The sequence below is a fragment of the Paenibacillus wynnii genome, from assembly GCF_030812855.1.
In the GTDB taxonomy this organism is placed as follows: Bacteria; Bacillota; Bacilli; order Paenibacillales; family Paenibacillaceae; genus Paenibacillus_AQ; species Paenibacillus_AQ wynnii_A.
Map to the genome: position 1 here is coordinate 1 of NZ_JAUSTK010000012.1, position 15,270 is coordinate 15,270.

Annotated in this window: 18 protein-coding genes and 1 other annotated feature; of the genes, 15 read left to right on the forward strand and 3 right to left on the reverse strand. The window is 45.5% G+C overall.

Annotated elements, in window-relative coordinates; genetic code table 11:
- Positions 1-178 precede the first annotated feature (178 nt).
- Positions 179-413, forward strand: a binding site (T-box leader).
- Positions 414-672: 259 nt separating this feature from the next.
- Positions 673-1,539, forward strand: a complete 867-nt coding sequence (locus J2T20_RS13375) for a GNAT family N-acetyltransferase (RefSeq protein ID WP_307589076.1) — start codon at positions 673-675, stop codon at positions 1,537-1,539.
- Between the two features lie 360 nt (positions 1,540-1,899).
- Here J2T20_RS13375 and J2T20_RS13380 read toward each other — a convergent pair whose 3' ends face one another.
- Positions 1,900-2,238, reverse strand: a complete 339-nt coding sequence (locus J2T20_RS13380; RefSeq protein WP_307589078.1) for a hypothetical protein — start codon at positions 2,236-2,238, stop codon at positions 1,900-1,902.
- A gap of 7 nt (positions 2,239-2,245) precedes the next feature.
- Entirely contained in the window at positions 2,246-3,187 is a 942-nt protein-coding gene (locus J2T20_RS13385; protein ID WP_373457799.1) for a DUF1385 domain-containing protein, read from the reverse strand.
- A gap of 218 nt (positions 3,188-3,405) precedes the next feature.
- Between J2T20_RS13385 and J2T20_RS13390 the strand changes: the two genes are divergently transcribed.
- The 4 genes from J2T20_RS13390 (at position 3,406) to J2T20_RS13405 (ending at position 7,121) form a co-directional block, all read left to right on the forward strand.
- On the forward strand, positions 3,406-3,897 hold the full coding sequence (locus tag J2T20_RS13390) for a YqhR family membrane protein (protein WP_307589082.1): 492 nt from the start codon (positions 3,406-3,408) through the stop codon (positions 3,895-3,897).
- A 73-nt stretch (positions 3,898-3,970) separates the two neighbouring features.
- On the forward strand, positions 3,971-5,041 hold the full coding sequence (locus J2T20_RS13395) for a M24 family metallopeptidase (RefSeq protein WP_307589084.1): 1,071 nt from the start codon (positions 3,971-3,973) through the stop codon (positions 5,039-5,041).
- 69 nt (positions 5,042-5,110) lie between these two features.
- Positions 5,111-5,668 carry an elongation factor P gene (efp, locus tag J2T20_RS13400; protein WP_307589086.1) on the forward strand — a complete coding sequence of 186 codons (558 nt, stop codon included), beginning with the start codon at positions 5,111-5,113 and terminating at the stop codon, positions 5,666-5,668.
- A 199-nt stretch (positions 5,669-5,867) separates the two neighbouring features.
- Entirely contained in the window at positions 5,868-7,121 is a 1,254-nt protein-coding gene (locus J2T20_RS13405; RefSeq protein WP_307589088.1) for an aspartate kinase, read from the forward strand.
- A gap of 149 nt (positions 7,122-7,270) precedes the next feature.
- Here J2T20_RS13405 and J2T20_RS13410 read toward each other — a convergent pair whose 3' ends face one another.
- Positions 7,271-8,137, reverse strand: a complete 867-nt coding sequence (locus J2T20_RS13410; protein ID WP_307589090.1) for a YitT family protein — start codon at positions 8,135-8,137, stop codon at positions 7,271-7,273.
- A gap of 260 nt (positions 8,138-8,397) precedes the next feature.
- Here J2T20_RS13410 and J2T20_RS13415 point away from each other — a divergent pair, with 260 nt between their 5' ends.
- From J2T20_RS13415 to accB, 10 genes are all read left to right on the forward strand, one after another.
- Positions 8,398-8,661: a YqhV family protein gene (locus tag J2T20_RS13415; RefSeq protein WP_373457795.1), complete on the forward strand. Its 264-nt coding sequence runs from the start codon at positions 8,398-8,400 to the stop codon at positions 8,659-8,661.
- Positions 8,662-8,744: 83 nt separating this feature from the next.
- Positions 8,745-9,743, forward strand: coding sequence for a stage III sporulation protein AA (gene spoIIIAA / locus J2T20_RS13420; RefSeq protein WP_307589091.1), 999 nt, complete (start codon positions 8,745-8,747; stop codon positions 9,741-9,743).
- Positions 9,736-10,254, forward strand: a complete 519-nt coding sequence (spoIIIAB, locus tag J2T20_RS13425; RefSeq protein WP_307589092.1) for a stage III sporulation protein SpoIIIAB — start codon at positions 9,736-9,738, stop codon at positions 10,252-10,254. The genes spoIIIAA and spoIIIAB overlap by 8 nt, the downstream gene beginning before the upstream one ends.
- Before the next feature lie 13 nt (positions 10,255-10,267).
- Entirely contained in the window at positions 10,268-10,471 is a 204-nt protein-coding gene (gene spoIIIAC, locus J2T20_RS13430) for a stage III sporulation protein AC (protein ID WP_036657575.1), read from the forward strand.
- A gap of 7 nt (positions 10,472-10,478) precedes the next feature.
- Positions 10,479-10,868, forward strand: a complete 390-nt coding sequence (gene spoIIIAD / locus J2T20_RS13435) for a stage III sporulation protein AD (protein WP_307589094.1) — start codon at positions 10,479-10,481, stop codon at positions 10,866-10,868.
- Between the two features lie 39 nt (positions 10,869-10,907).
- Positions 10,908-12,137: a stage III sporulation protein AE gene (gene spoIIIAE / locus J2T20_RS13440; protein WP_307589096.1), complete on the forward strand. Its 1,230-nt coding sequence runs from the start codon at positions 10,908-10,910 to the stop codon at positions 12,135-12,137.
- Between the two features lie 17 nt (positions 12,138-12,154).
- A complete protein-coding gene (spoIIIAF, locus tag J2T20_RS13445; RefSeq protein ID WP_307589098.1) occupies positions 12,155-12,886 on the forward strand; it encodes a stage III sporulation protein AF in 732 nt (243 codons plus the stop codon).
- Positions 12,887-12,935: 49 nt separating this feature from the next.
- Positions 12,936-13,577, forward strand: a complete 642-nt coding sequence (gene spoIIIAG / locus J2T20_RS13450) for a stage III sporulation protein AG (protein ID WP_307589100.1) — start codon at positions 12,936-12,938, stop codon at positions 13,575-13,577.
- Between the two features lie 59 nt (positions 13,578-13,636).
- Positions 13,637-14,476: a SpoIIIAH-like family protein gene (locus J2T20_RS13455; RefSeq protein ID WP_307589102.1), complete on the forward strand. Its 840-nt coding sequence runs from the start codon at positions 13,637-13,639 to the stop codon at positions 14,474-14,476.
- 245 nt (positions 14,477-14,721) lie between these two features.
- Positions 14,722-15,228 (forward strand): acetyl-CoA carboxylase biotin carboxyl carrier protein, encoded by a 507-nt coding sequence (gene accB, locus J2T20_RS13460; protein WP_307589104.1) that lies wholly within the window; start codon positions 14,722-14,724, stop codon positions 15,226-15,228.
- Positions 15,229-15,270 lie beyond the last annotated feature (42 nt).

A 15,270-nucleotide genomic window follows, 5' to 3' on the forward strand; every position in this document is an offset into this window, starting at 1 on the left:
ATTCCAACATAAAGTTGTCTGCACTGAACGAATAAAATTAGAAACTAAAGATATAACGAGCATTCAAGAGAAAAGTGATTCCCCATAGAGGGAGGATTGTTTAATAATGTGAGCTGTTGTTGTTTGAGTTATTGACAGAATATTGCAAATATCTTATATTGAACTTAATTAATAATTACCAAATACGATGAAGAGGACAAGTAGATACGGAAACGCCGTTCAGGGAACTGCCGGTTGGTGCGAGGCAGCGGATATCCGAATCAAAAAATCACCTCAGAGCTGGCCCCCGAATTATAGTAGATGGGCCCGGGATTCTACCGTTACAAAGAAGCATCGTTGTTGGACGATGGCTAAGTGGGCGTTTATTATAAACGTCAATCAGGGTGGTAACGCGGAGCAACTCCGTCCCAAATGGGATGGGGTTTTTTTGCGTCTTCATAAATTAAATATTAAATTGGAGGGTTATCGAATGAGTAAATTGATGGTTACAGAACGTTTGACATTACGGCAACTTGAATTTGATCATGCTGAAGCTTTGGGTAGGGATTAGTGCAGTTCAACAGGCAGGGTTAAAGATCAGGAGTACTTTTGATAAATCAGCAAACCGTAAGAAAGAACGATTAGTTCGAAAAATCCGGAAAAACGTTGAGCAGATGAAAGGGTGATATTGTAATGCAATTCAAGTTGTATACGGATGTGCATGAGTTTTACATTGATACCTATGATGTGCTGATGCGTCATGAAGCACAAAATTTGATTCCTCTTGGCAATATCATAATTGGGCATGAAGGAAGAGACAAAACAGACTGGCGTGACCCTGTAAATTGGCTTATGGCAACTATTTCGGATGCTAAGGGCATACAACTTACCGCCATAATGACACCGCCACACAATATTACGCTTTATGCAACAGACAACATAATTAACCCAGAAGCTATAAACTGTCTGATAGATGGGCTGAAAGACCGTGAAATTCCAGGTGTGACAACCGAAAAAACCTTGGCAGAGTATTTTGCCAAAGAATATACCTTGCGCAAGGGAATAACTTTTAAAACAACCATGAGCCAACGTATATATGAACTTACGGCAGTAAACCCAGACATTCAAGAGGTTGGCATCGTTCGATTGCTAGATGAAAAGGATATTCACTTTTTCCCATACTGGGCTGAAGCATTTTATGCAGCGGGGAGTTATGGCAAAACAGAAATGTCCATCCCGCAAGATGCAGACCCTTACCTCTACCGAATAGCATCGAAAAAAATCTATATTTTAGAGGACAACGGGATACCCGTTTCTATGGCAGGATATACAAGGGTAATGCAGACGGCTATTGGCGTGGCATTTGTATATACCCCTCCATATGAGCGCAGGAAGGGTTACGCTACTTCAATTGTGGCGCAAATAAGCCAACTTGCATTGGATAAAGGATTTACTAAGTGCGTATTATATACGGACTTAGCAAATCCCACATCTAATAGCATCTATCAAAAGATAGGCTATATGCCAATTTGTGATTCGCTCCAGTTAAAATTTGAATAGTAGAATGATGCGGACAGAACTTCTACTACCTTAGAGCATAGTATACAGTAAAGATACGGCGGCGCGTTATCGTGATGTACCGCCGTTTTTTCGTGAACCGAAACAGTAAAACATGTGTAATCCGGTATATTGCTGTTGATTCATCAATATTAATAATTATTCGGATTCAATTCAAGTATTGAACTAACGGGAAACGTTAGCTCAATAAAACAGCGGTAGTCTAGGACATTATTTTCTCGTCCACGGCTACTTGACGATAACGCTGGCAAACACAAATAACAACACTAAAATTTAACATAGCCAAAATCAAAAAAGGCATCTACTGTTCATAAGTGAACGATAGATGCCTTTTAAAGTTGACTAATGATATTTGGGAAGCTGATCATCGTTTTTGCCTTTACTTCCTTCAATGACTTGAAACGGATAGTTTTTACGCTTGCCGCCCGAAGCCTGTGACTTACGAAGACCGGCTACCTTCGCCATCGTTTTTGGAGAGGCCTTAACCTTGGTTTTTGATCTACTGCTGTTTTTCGCAAACCGACGTGGCGGATATTTATAGAGCAGGTAAAGAACCGCACATAATACAAGGGGAATGATTAAACGTGTCAGTGAGCTGAAACCGTACCTCACGAATCCATCCACAAGCCCGATTACCGCGAGCAGCACTGCACTCCAAAAAATCAAAGCATGCCTGATCATAGGCCACTCATCCTTTCGCAGGGTCCAAAATGCCTCCAGGTACATTTACTTCTGCATAACCTCTTGCTTCAATGGCTGAATCCAATTCCCGCATGCGGTTAAAGGAGGCGATGGATACTTCTACTTGATCATCCTTTGGCTCTTTGGTGGTCAAAAGCTGAAGCCACAGTCCTGGATAACCAAGGTACTTCAAACCTGGAACATTCTTCACTGCATTGGTACCCTTCAGTACCTCAAAGGATACTCCGATCACCAGCGGCAGCAAAATAACCCGCTGCATTACCCGCTCCCACAAATTATCCCATGGGACAAGGGAATAAATGATGACTCCTAATATTATGGTCAACATCATAAAGCTGCTGCCGCACCGATAATGCAGGCGACTGTACTTTTGTACATTTCGAACCGTTAGTTCTTCTCCCGCTTCAAAAGCGCTGATGACCTTGTGTTCTGCACCATGATACTGGAACAACCGTTTGACAACCGGAGTTAGAGTAATCGCCCAAAGGTAAACAAGCAATAAAATCAGCTTAATTGCACCTTCCACCAGATTGTGAAGAACATAATTATCGAAAGCATCTTTGAATAAAAAATTCTCGACAAGGACCGGGACAAGAGTAAAGATAAGTTTACCAAAGATAAAGGATAATATACCCATGACTGCAACACCAAGCATCATTCCAAGGCTCCAGCCTTCATCCTTATCCTTTTTCTTCTGTTTCGCCAGGTCCTCAGGCTCCACCTCGTCCTCCGCAAAAGCTTCCGCTGAATAGTTCAGATGTTTGGAGCCTTTAGCGCTGGAATCTATAATACTGACAAGGCCGCGAAGCAGCGGGATTCTGCGCAGTTTAATAACCCAGCTCTTATCGCTCTTCGGCACCTCCAAAAATGTGATTTCCTGATTCTTCCGCCGTACGGCTGTTACGTTAATATGCTTGCCGCCGAACATGACACCTTCTATGACAGCTTGCCCGCCGTAACTTGGAGATTTTTGGGACAACCAATTCACCTTCTCGTAATTTATTTATTATGGTTTTGTATATAAACCATTGTAACTAATTTTCCACGACATTACTAGTTGGATCGGCTTTTACTGTGCATACTAGGCTATAAAGAGAAAACTGTAGAAATGTTCCTAACATATGAAGAAAGCGGGGCGGGCTTAAAATGAGCAAATCACACCAACAAAGGTCGGAGCATACAAATCCTTGGCTGTTTGCTATGGAGTTAGGCTTTTTTGCCGGATTGATCTGGGGGGCGACTCGATGGTTAATGTACGCTATGCATTTTACAAAGGTGGTTCCCGGTTTTTTAGTGGAGCCTTTTTTTAAACATGATTTTCTAGTCAAGGCGGAAGGGCATTTGATTGGTTATTTAGTGTTTATCTTTTTTTCGGTGATAGCATCTCTACTGTATGTATTGATTCTGCGTAAGCTGAAGGGACCTTGGCCGGGCATGGTTTATGGAGTGTTATGGTGGTCTGCTCTATTTCTGGCGGGGTCATGGATGTTTCTGCAGCAAGGACCTTTTAAGCTGCCGTGGAATACAGTAATTACTGAATTTTGCATATTTTTGCTATGGGGCTTATTTATTGGCTATACGATAGCCATTGAGTATACCGATGAAAGAACGCGTGAGGAAAGGATAAGTGTAGCCTGACGCGCGAAATTACTTCTCAATGGCATAGCCCTATGTTAAAATACAATGTGGCTATTTCGAGAGGAGAATGAATATGGGAAACAATCGTGTCTCCAAGCTGCGTAAGGTTTTGCAGGCTCGCGGATTGGATGCGATGTTAATAACCAGCGGTATTAACCGCCGATATTTAAGCGGGTTTACCGGTTCGTCCGGTTATGTGCTGATTACGGCTGAGGAATGTTATCTATTAACGGACTTCAGGTATAGGACTCAAGCTGCAGAACAAGCGGCGGGACTCACAATTGTAGAGCATGGACCAAAATTCATTGATACGGTGCGGGAGCTTTTGCCTTCAGGCGGAAAAGTCCGCGTGGGATTCGAGCAGGATGATGTTACTTTCAGCGCTTATACTGCCTATGCAGAAGCTCTGAAGCCTGCTGAAATGGTGCCAGTCTCCAAGGCAGTAGAGGATCTGCGTATGATTAAGGATGCAGAGGAACTAGCTGTTATGGGACGGGCTGCTGATTTGGCGGACGACACCTTTCGTCATATTCTGAACGTATTGAAGCCGGGCATGACCGAGCGTGATGTGGATCTTGAGATGGAGTTTTACATGCGTACGCATGGAGCGACCTCTTCTTCCTTTGACACGATTGTGGCATCCGGTGAACGCTCAGCTATGCCGCATGGAGTGGCAAGCAGCCGTGTGATTCTCGGCAATGAATTCGTGACTTTCGACTTCGGTGCATTACTTGACGGGTATTGCTCAGATCTTACCCGGACGGTGGCGCTAGGTACTCCGAATCCAAAGCTAAAGGAGATTTATGATATTGTGCTGGAAGCTCAACTGCATGCACTGGCGCATATCAAGCCCGGGATGACCGGAAGGGAATGTGACGCGTTGGCGCGTGATATTATTACCCGTTACGGTTACGGGGACCAATTCGGACATAGCACGGGGCATGGATTAGGTATGGAGGTTCATGAATGGCCGCGTCTCTCCAAGCTGAGCGATGATATATTGCAGCCTGGTATGGTTGTGACCGTGGAGCCGGGTATTTATTTACCTGGAATTGGCGGCGTACGAATAGAAGATGATGTAGTGGTTACTGAGAGCGGCATCTCGTTACTCACCCATTCATCCAAGGACTATACAGTACTGTAACAATTCCCCCGCATCGTTTATATTTACTCATAAAGGCACAAATTTATTTTTTATCAGGAGGCGTTTGTAGTGATTTCAGTTAACGATTTCAAGACAGGATTAACCGTAGAGGTGGACGGAGATATATTTACCGTTCTAGATTTTCAGCATGTAAAACCAGGTAAAGGCGCAGCATTCGTTCGCTCCAAGCTTAAAAACCTGCGTAACGGTAATACTGTGGAGCGTACGTTCCGCGCAGGCGAAACTATCGGACGGGCAATTATTGAGAACCGTGCGGTTCAATATTTGTATGCAAGTGCCCAAGAGCATGTATTCATGGACAACGAGACTTATGATCAATTTACACTGGATGCTAATCAGTTAGAGTGGGAATTGAACTTCTTGAAAGAGAACATGGACGTAAAAATCGTTAGCTACCAAGGTGAAATTCTTGGGGTTAACTTACCTACCAGTGTTGAACTCAAGGTTGTAGAAACTGAGCCTGGTATCAAAGGGAACACAGCACAAGGCGCAACTAAATTTGCAAAAGTTGAAACAGGTCTCAATGTGCAGGTTCCACTGTTCATTAATGAGGATGATGTTCTGCTGATTGATACACGCGAAGGTAAATATATCTCCCGCGCGTAGAACTAAATGCTGCATTTATTGGCCTCCCCGCTGCTCGCGGAGGAGGCTTTTGGCATTGAGATCAACTGAACATCCTGTATTTGTAACAAAAACTTTCATAAAATCAATATCCCAAGCTGTATTTTCGTATTATACTGGTTTAAAGCGGGAAACCGATAGAAACATACTACACAGACCTAGGTTAGGAGTGAGAAGGACTTTGTCACTTTATGTCATGAAATTCGGAGGCAGCTCCGTCGGCGACACAGAACGAATGAAGCGCGTCGCCAAACGCATCGCAGAGAAGCAGGACGAAGGGCATCGTTGCGTTGTGATTGTATCCGCAATGGGGGATACTACGGATGAATTGATCGACCAGGCCATTCAGCTTAACGGGCAACCGCCCGCCCGCGAAATGGATATGCTGCTGACAACTGGAGAACAAATATCTGTTGCCCTCTTGTCTATTGCTCTTCATGGAATTGGCCGGAATGCCGTATCTTATACGGGCTGGCAGGCAGGTTTCCGCACGGATGAAACTCACGGACGGGCCCGCATTAACGAGATTGTCCCACAGCGTGTGCTTGAATCTCTCGAACGGGAACAAATCGTTATTGTCGCTGGTTTTCAGGGAATGACTTTGGATGGCGAGATCACTACATTGGGACGCGGAGGCTCCGATACAACGGCTGTCGCATTGGCTGCGGCGATCAAAGCGGATGTGTGTGAAATTTATACGGACGTTGACGGTATATACTCTACTGATCCGCGTATTGTGAAGACTGCACGCAAGCTGAAGGAAATTTCCTATGATGAAATGCTTGAACTCGCTAATTTGGGCGCTGCTGTACTGCATCCCCGTGCGGTTGAGTATGCCAAACGCCACCAAGTGAAGCTGGTCGTCAGATCAAGCTTTAACCATAATGAAGGTACTGTTGTGAAGGAGGAAGCAAGCATGGAGCAAGGGGTAATCGTAAGCGGTATCGCATATGACAAAAATGTGGCCCGAATCAGTATTTTGGGAGTGCCTGATGTTCCGGGTGTTCTGGCGCAGGTCTTTGGCAAGCTGGCCCAAGAAGAGATTGACGTGGATATTATCGTGCAAAGCGGAGTTCTAAATGACAAAGCCGATTTCTCCTTTACCGTAGGACTCAGTGATCTGGAGCGGGCGAAGGCAGTTATTCAACAGCTCCATGCAGAGCTGCCTTTCCGCGAAGTCACCTCAGAAGATAACCTGATCAAGGTATCTATTGTTGGTGCAGGAATGGTTAGCCATCCAGGTGTTGCAGCTCAAATGTTCGAAGTACTCTCTAAAGAGGGTGTAAGCATCAAAATGGTTAGTACTTCAGAAATTAAAGTATCCTGTGTAATTGAAGCCGGTAATTTGCAAAGTATCATTCAGGCGCTACATACCGCCTACAACCTTGATACTGTAGAGCAGGCTTTTGTCGGCGGGCCCCAGGATCGACGTTAGAAAATAGTTAAACGGTGGAAAAAATAAATAAAAGACAGGGCTGTCCGGTTTCTTGGGGCAGCCCTTGTTATTTGAGTGGATTGACGTAAGTACTTGATGAGGACGCCCACGTTGATCCTACTCAAAGGAATTCTTCAATCCCTCCAGTCCTACCCCTGCCTTCTAAACCTGCCCACGATTTCAACGGTTTCGAGTATATTGACGAAGGATTTCGGATCTGTCTCAAGGATCGTTTTTCTTAAATCAGCCAGCTCGTATCTTGTGGTGACTGTCATAAGCATCGTATTCCCCTCGTGACTGTACCCGCCCTCTGCATTTACAACAGTTACCCCATGTGGCAATAGCTTCAGTCGGTTAAGCATGCGGTCACGCTCTTTTGTAACAATAAAGCAAGTTAATTTCACATGCCGAATGTGGATCATATCTACAACCCTGCTTTTTACAAAGATACACAGCATCGCGTACAAGGCGGAATCCCAACTTTTGAAGAAGCCTAGGCTAAGAATGACTAGACCATCCATTACGAACAATACACTTCCCATAGGGATGTCACGTTTGCGTGTAATAATGGAGCCCAGAATATCAAATCCCCCAGAAGAACCCCCGGCACGGAGAGAGAATCCTATCCCGCCTGCAATGATCACCCCGCCGAAGATACTGGCCAGAATGGGGTCCTTTGTCACATTTCCAAGTGGGATAATCGTTAAGAACCATGTAGTAGAAACAACCGACAGCATACTAAGACATATGTACTTTTTGCCTACCACAACAAAACCCCATATAAGAATCGGCAGATTGATACCGAGATAAAACAATGAAATGTACTTAGGATTTGTTAAATAACCGATAACAGAGGCTGTCCCCGCTACCCCACCGCTTAATAATTGATGAGGAATGAGGAACAAACGCAAACCAATAGCTACCAGCAAGGCAGATAAAATAATAATAACTACTTCCCGAACTCGCCTCATTACAGTCCCCGTAGGAAAGGGAACCCCGTAATTTCGAATATGCATAACCTAGAACCCCTCTTTTTCTTGTGTCTTAAAGTCGTGTACTGAATAGTTTTCTGTAAAAATAATTTTATCATACCGATGATATTTATTTATGAGAGTGATAACTATGATTTCTTTCACACTCCTATTGTTTTTGGGTTAGCCATTTCTCCCTGTCTAAAGTGGGACAGTCCTGCATATCCATGGATAATAGCCGGAAAAAGAAAGAGTCGGGCATAGGTAAAGAGATTGTTACAAATATCCAAAGGAGTTGAGTGTACTTGGACAAGTACGTGAGTTGGATGGCTATCCTTCGTCTGCTGTCAGGGAGTTTGGAAATCACTGCTGCACTTTTTATGCTTCGTTTAAATCAAGTGGACAAGGCATTGGTTATCAATTCGACGCTGGCATTGGTAGGGCCGACCATTCTGATAACAACTACAGCTATAGGGTTGACGGGAATGGCACAGCAGTTGTCTTGGGGCAAGATGGGCTGGGTAGCCTGCGGAGTAACGTGTCTCTTAATAGGCATTCTGAAAAAATGATAGATGATAGTGCATAAAAGACACGTACAAGCATAAATATGGAATAAAGCGATTAAGTAGAGGACAACTTGGGGGTACCTTGTATGGTTAACGAATGGCTTCTGTTGTTTCCTGAAAAAGTACGAGCGTTGCTTGAACGTTTACCTCTCCCTAAGCTAATGACGGTCGAGGAAATCCGGGTTCGGGAAGGAAGGCCCCTGGAAATCAATTATTCCGGGAAATACCATTTTCTCACCGGGAATGGCACGCTGACACTGAACCCTGAGGAAGCTTATAAGCCGGATCGCGAGGACAGTCACCGTCTTCTGGATCTTATCAGTAATCATTCACTCTACACGATGGAGGAAGAATTGCGTAAAGGCTTCATTACCATTCCCGGAGGTCACAGAATTGGACTTGCCGGGCGGACTGTACTCAGCGGCGGCGGTGTTGAGCATCTACGCGACATAACTGGCTTCAACGTGCGGATTGCCCGTGCGGTACCGGGTGCAGCCGACGCTATCCTGCCGTATTTATTCGATAAAAGCCGGCAGAGGGTTCTTCATACACTAATCCTTTCACCGCCTCAGCATGGTAAAACAACCCTTCTCCGTGACTTGGCGCGGCAGATTTCCACAGGAAGACAGGGAAGCCGCGAAGGAAGCCGTCCAGGACTTAAGGTTGGCATAGTAGATGAACGCTCTGAGATTGCAGGCAGCAGGCGAGGGATTCCCAGTTTTGACGTGGGCCCGCGGACAGATATTTTGGATGGCTGTCCCAAGGCAGAAGGGATGATGATGATGATTCGTTCTTTATCTCCCGATGTACTGATAGCCGATGAAATAGGTCGTCCGGAGGACGCTGAGGCAGTAACTGAAGCCCTTCACGCCGGAATTTCAGTGTTGGCTACGGCTCATGGCAAGGAAGTGTCCGAGCTGACCCGCAGACCCGCTCTGGGAGGATTGCTTGAACACAAGATGTTTGAAAGATATGTGATCTTACATCGTTCGGAGACAGGAATGTCCTTTCGAATTCTGGATAACCAGAATCGAAGGCTGACAGGTTCACCGGAAGAGAGACGGGGTGGTGATGCCTATGCTTAAGCTGTTTGGAGCCGTAATGATCGTACTGGCGGGCACGCTGGCAGGTCTTCAGCGTGCTCGGCTATATGCAGACAGGCCTCGGCAAATACGCAGCTTAATAGCAGCACTACAGCGCCTGGAAACTGAAATTATGTACGGCTTTACGCCATTGCCGGAAGCTCTTCGGAGAATAGGAGCTCAAACAAAGGGGCCGCTTCAACACTTTTTTGTTACGGCTGCTGATGAAATGAGTCCCCCTAATAATAGAAGTGCTCAGGATGCCATCGATAAAGCTATGGAGATGCATTGGAAGAACACAGCCATGAACGCTTCGGAGAAGGAGATTATCCGGCAGCTGAGCTGTACGCTCGGGACAAGTGACAGGTCTAACCAGACCACTCATATCACGCTGGCTTTGCAGCAACTGAATCAGGAGGAGCTGGCGGCCAGAGATGAGCAGGGCAAATATGAAAAAATGAGCAAAAGCCTGGGGCTGCTGCTTGGAGTATTGATTGTCATTTTGATCTTTTAGCGAGGTGCCAGGAATGAATATTGAAGTCAATACGATTTTCCAAGTTGCAGGCATCGGCATCATTATCGCCATGATTCATACGGTATTGAAGCAGATGGGGAAAGAAGATATCGCCCACTGGGTCACCCTAATAGGTTTCGTCGTCGTGTTGTTTATGGTGATTCGCATGCTGGATGGACTGCTTCAGGAAATAAAAACAATTTTCCTTTTTCAGTAGGTGCACTATGGAAATCATTCAAGTCGTTGGAATCGGGCTACTGTCGACCATTCTAATCCTCGTTCTGAAGGAACAAAAACCATTGTTCGCTTTTTTGCTCGCAACGGCTACAGGCATTCTGATCTTCCTGTTCCTGATCGGCAAGATCGGGATGATCCTGAACACACTGGAGCGGGTAGCAGAGTCCTCGGGAATGGAAATGATTTATCTGAAGACGGTATTTAAAATTATAGGGATTTCCTATATTGCCGAATTCGGTGCACAGGTAGTAAGGGATGCGGGTCAGGATTCAATCGCCTCCAAGATAGAGTTGGCCGGAAAGGTACTCATTATGGTTCTGGCCGTGCCCATTATCAGTATTATCATCGAAACAGTAATGAAGCTGCTGCCTGCGTAAGCGAAGCAGTACCCCCATCGTGAACCGGGAGGAGAAATCATGCTTGTACGTCAACTTTTCCGACCCCCAAAAATAGTGCTGGTGCTGATTCTGCTGCTCTGCTGCTCGCTGTTCCCTTGGTTCCTAGGTACGGCCTACGGCTCCTCTTCTCCTGCTGATAACACCTCAAGTTCACCTGTTGACGGGTGGGTAAGGGGGCAAATAGAGGATTTGCCAAAAGATGGAGTGGAAAAATACTGGGATCAACTGATGAAGGATTACGGCGGTTTTTTTCCGGATGGAGCTACTCCTTCACTTATGGACATGCTGGTGCCGGGTGATGACGGTTTGAGTCTAAGAAGTGTACTTTCCGGTCTCGGCTCTTACATGTGGCATGAAGTTATGTATAACGGCAAGCTGCTTGTCACCATTGTCATGATCAGTGTGCTTAGCATGATTTTGGAGACCCTTCAGACGGCCTTTGAACGACAGACTGTCAGCAAGGTTGCTTACGCACTTTGTTACATGGTGGTATTGGTGATCGCCGTAAACAGCTTCAACATTGCCATAGGTTATGCGAAAGATGCTATTGATCGAATGATTGACTTTATGATGGCAATGATCCCATTGCTCTTCGCACTGTTGGCTTCCATGGGCAATATTGTGACCGTCTCAGTCACTCATCCGCTCATTGTCTTTATGATTCATACGGTTGGCACTTTGATTCATACCCTTGTCTTTCCGCTTCTATTCTTCTCGGCAGTATTGCATCTGGTAAGCTCGATGTCGGATAAATACAAGTTGACTCATCTGGCCAATTTACTGCGGAACATAGGGGTAGGTTTACTCGGCGTATTGCTGACTGTTTTTCTAGGAGTTATCTCTGTGAGGGGGATTACAAGCTCCGTTACTGATGGGGTGACCATCAGAGCTGCTAAGTATATAACAGGAAATTTTGTTCCGGTTGTCGGCAAAATGTTCGCGGATGCAACGGATACGGTTATCTCCGCGTCGCTGCTAGTAAAGAACGCCATCGGATTATCGGGCGTCATCATTATTTTGTTCCTGTGTGCTTTTCCGGCGATCAAGATATTGGTTCTGGCCCTTATATATAATGTTGCAGCGGCTGTGATGCAGCCTTTGGGTGAGACACCGATTGTGTCCTGCCTGCAGACGATTGGTAAAAGCATGATTTACGTGTTCGCGGCCTTGGCTGCGGTCTCACTGATGTTCTTTCTGGCCGTCACGATTATGCTGACTGCCGGCAATGTCACCGTCATGATGAGGTGAGCTTAAGGAGGGGGTTCATGACCTGGTTAGGCGGATGGTTAAAAGAAATTATTCTTGTCGTACTGCTGGCTTCCTTCGTGGAAATGCTTCTACCGAGCAAATCTATGGAACGTTACGCCAGACTCGTCCTTAGTCTTCTCGTTTTACTCACCATGCTCAGTCCGATTGTTTCGCTGCTCAAAGGGGATGCCATCTCAGAATTGAGTCTTGCTATGGATCAGCAGAGCTCACAGGGCGGTCTTCTCTCAAGCGGGGGACAAGGAGCGGGAACATTGCAGCAGATTCTGGCAGATGGACAAAAGCTGGCGCAGGGACAACAGAAGCATACTCTCGAAATCGCTGCAAACGAAATTGCCGGACAGATGAAAGATCAAATTATAAGGGAAACAGGGGGCAACGGAGTTCAGGTTACTGTTGCACTGGCTATGAAAAAACCGGAAAGCCCAGGTACTGAAGCCCAACCTGCTATTACTTCAGTTACTGTTCAACTCCCTGAGCCTCAAGCAACAGCTGATCGAAGTGACGACTCTGAACCTATCGTCATTTCCCCTGTAAAAAAGATTGAAATTAACATAGCTACAACGGAAGAGGTCACTGCAAAGGGTGCTGCAATCGAGTCCGATGATTACGTTAGTGAGACGGATCAAGCACAAGCAAAAGCCATTCTGAAGCTCCTTGAAACAAGGTGGGGTTTGGAAGCAGAAGTAATCAAGGTTCGGAGCAGCAAGGGTGACGCAGCTAAACTATAAAAATATAGCATTCGAAGTACATACCAAAGCTGTAGAGGAGGGATGAAAAGTGGGGAAATGGCTGAAAAAGCTGGAGCAGTGGGCCGGAGGCGGATCTGGAAGTCCAAAGAGAAGCCAAACGTTTCGTTGGCTGATTATTCTGGGTCTGCTCGGAGCAGCAATAATGCTGTTTAATTCTTTCGTAAATGTAAAGAAACTGGACAATGAGAATACGGGCCGGGAACCTCCGATCAGTGGAACCACACAAACGGCGTTGCAGCAGGGAGATATTCCAGCTTCCAATTCCTTCGACAGCATCGAACTTGCGATGGAGAATCGGACGAAGGAAATCCTGGAGAAAATCGTTGGTGTAGGCACAGTAGACATCATGGTAACAGTGGATTCTACGGAGGAAATTGTTGTTCAGAAGCATATGAATGATTCCCAACAGCTTAGTGAAGAAACAGATGCCAATGGGGGAAAACGTCATACAACGCAGTACACAAGAGATGGTGAAATCGTTACTTATACTCAATCCGGTGATGAGACACCTATTATTACCAAGAGGATCAAACCTCAGGTACGAGGAGTGCTTGTAGTAGCTAAAGGTGCCGAGAATAAAGTGGTCCGCGGTCTGATTGAACAAGCGGTGGAGAAAGGCTTGAATGTTCCAGTTTACCGTATATCCGTAGTACCACGTAAGCAGGAGTAAAGGAAGGTCAAGATTTTCCCGGGATGGTTTAGCGCAAGGAAAACAAAGGAGGAGTAGCAATGAACGGTAAAAGACAAACAATTTGGTTGGTATCCATGCTTAGCTTAATGGTAGTTCTATCGGCGTATTATTTATTTACTGAGGATTCAGGTGTATCCGCACCTACTGAGACTGCAGGAAGTATTCAGGTTGAGGGGAATGTGAAGGATGCGGCAGGTTCTACACTACCATCGGTAGGGGATGAAGGAGTAGTAATTAACGAAGTGGTAAAAGACGGTGATGTCGTCGTTGATCCGGGTACTGCTGCCGATACTGGAGCTGTTGCTACAGATGCAGACACTAATAGTTCTAAGGATGGATTAGCAACAGACACAGCTGTTAAGGACCCTCTGGCTTCAGAACAGGCTGCTGCAACCTCTGAGACTACCAAAGATCCCGTAAAGGATACAGCGGTAAAAGAGAAAGACACTTCTGCCTCAGCCGACCAACCAGTAGTTAAAGATGATGCCGCTATCCTGGATGAAGTAGCTTCCCAAAGCGTCTCTGCCAGCAGCATGTTCACCAACTACCTATATGAGCGTGAGCAAAAAAACCTGAAGGATTACAATGATTTGCTTGCATTAGTTAATGATATGGATAAAACACCTGCGGATAACGCAATGGCACAAGAACAACTTCGCAGCTTAGAGGAAAAAGAATCCAAAATTACGGGCATCGAAGAGAAGCTGCAACTTAAATTTGGTGAAGCTATTGTTAAAGAAGAGAAGGGGAATACCTACAAAGTTGTCGTGCTTAGCGACAAGCTGGACGTGAAACAGGCCGTAGGCATAATCGATCTAGTAATGAAAGAACTTAGCGTAACTCAGGACAAGATCAGTGTGCAATACGTATCTGAGTAATATCAGCAGAGTAAATAAGAGAAATATGACGAAAGGGCTCGGGTTATCCCGGGCTCTTTCCATTTCTAGCGATTGTGATATAATACATAAAGTTATCTTGGAATATAAGAAAGTCTTGCCTTTCTATATACTTTACTTATATTTTTATGAGAAACGGATACCGTCCCACTGTGGACGGCGAAGCGGGTTCTTCTTTTTGCTAAGAAGAGTGGCTTCGCGAGACAGCTGAAGGAGTGAACTAAAGTATGTTCAAGTTAAGCGAGATTAAGGAATTGATTAAATTGCTGGACCAAACATCCTCCGTGCACGAGTTGGAGATTGAAAGCGAAGGTATGAAGCTGGCTATTCGTAAACCGGATCGCACTGAAGCTGAAGGTGCAGCAGTTCAGGTGACTCCTTATGCCTATCCCTTTACGCCTGCCCACCAACCGCTGAATCCGCAGCAAGCAGCACATCCTGTGAGTGAGGTTCCTGCTACACCGCAACCATCATCTTTGCCTGCAGAGGGCCCATTACATAAGATCTTATCTCCAATGGTAGGTACGTTTTACAGTGCTGCATCTCCTGAGTTGCCTTCCTTCGTAAGTGTTGGAGATCGTGTGAGTGAGAAATCAACGGTTTGTATTATTGAAGCGATGAAGCTTATGAATGAGCTGGAAGCTGAGATTAAGGGTGAGATCGTTTCCGTGCTGGCTGAGAATGGCCAACTGGTAGAATACGGACAACCGCTGTTTTTGGTGAAACCAGAATAACATTTATAGGGAACGAGAAGTATGCATAACTTTTGGGAGGAA

Excerpts from the sequence above, each read along its gene's own strand:
- J2T20_RS13375 (WP_307589076.1), top strand. The coding sequence starts at position 673 with ATGCAATTCAAGTTGTATACGGATGTGCATGAGTTTTACATTGATACC.
- J2T20_RS13380 (WP_307589078.1), bottom strand. The coding sequence starts at position 2,238 with ATGATCAGGCATGCTTTGATTTTTTGGAGTGCAGTGCTGCTCGCGGTA.
- J2T20_RS13385 (WP_373457799.1), bottom strand. The coding sequence starts at position 3,187 with ATGTTCGGCGGCAAGCATATTAACGTAACAGCCGTACGGCGGAAGAAT.
- J2T20_RS13390 (WP_307589082.1), top strand. The coding sequence starts at position 3,406 with ATGAGCAAATCACACCAACAAAGGTCGGAGCATACAAATCCTTGGCTG.
- J2T20_RS13395 (WP_307589084.1), top strand. The coding sequence starts at position 3,971 with ATGGGAAACAATCGTGTCTCCAAGCTGCGTAAGGTTTTGCAGGCTCGC.
- J2T20_RS13410 (WP_307589090.1), bottom strand. The coding sequence starts at position 8,137 with ATGCATATTCGAAATTACGGGGTTCCCTTTCCTACGGGGACTGTAATG.
- spoIIIAA (WP_307589091.1), top strand. The coding sequence starts at position 8,745 with ATGGTTAACGAATGGCTTCTGTTGTTTCCTGAAAAAGTACGAGCGTTG.
- spoIIIAB (WP_307589092.1), top strand. The coding sequence starts at position 9,736 with ATGCTTAAGCTGTTTGGAGCCGTAATGATCGTACTGGCGGGCACGCTG.
- spoIIIAC (WP_036657575.1), top strand. The coding sequence starts at position 10,268 with ATGAATATTGAAGTCAATACGATTTTCCAAGTTGCAGGCATCGGCATC.
- spoIIIAD (WP_307589094.1), top strand. The coding sequence starts at position 10,479 with ATGGAAATCATTCAAGTCGTTGGAATCGGGCTACTGTCGACCATTCTA.
- spoIIIAE (WP_307589096.1), top strand. The coding sequence starts at position 10,908 with ATGCTTGTACGTCAACTTTTCCGACCCCCAAAAATAGTGCTGGTGCTG.
- spoIIIAF (WP_307589098.1), top strand. The coding sequence starts at position 12,155 with ATGACCTGGTTAGGCGGATGGTTAAAAGAAATTATTCTTGTCGTACTG.
- J2T20_RS13455 (WP_307589102.1), top strand. The coding sequence starts at position 13,637 with ATGAACGGTAAAAGACAAACAATTTGGTTGGTATCCATGCTTAGCTTA.
- accB (WP_307589104.1), top strand. The coding sequence starts at position 14,722 with ATGTTCAAGTTAAGCGAGATTAAGGAATTGATTAAATTGCTGGACCAA.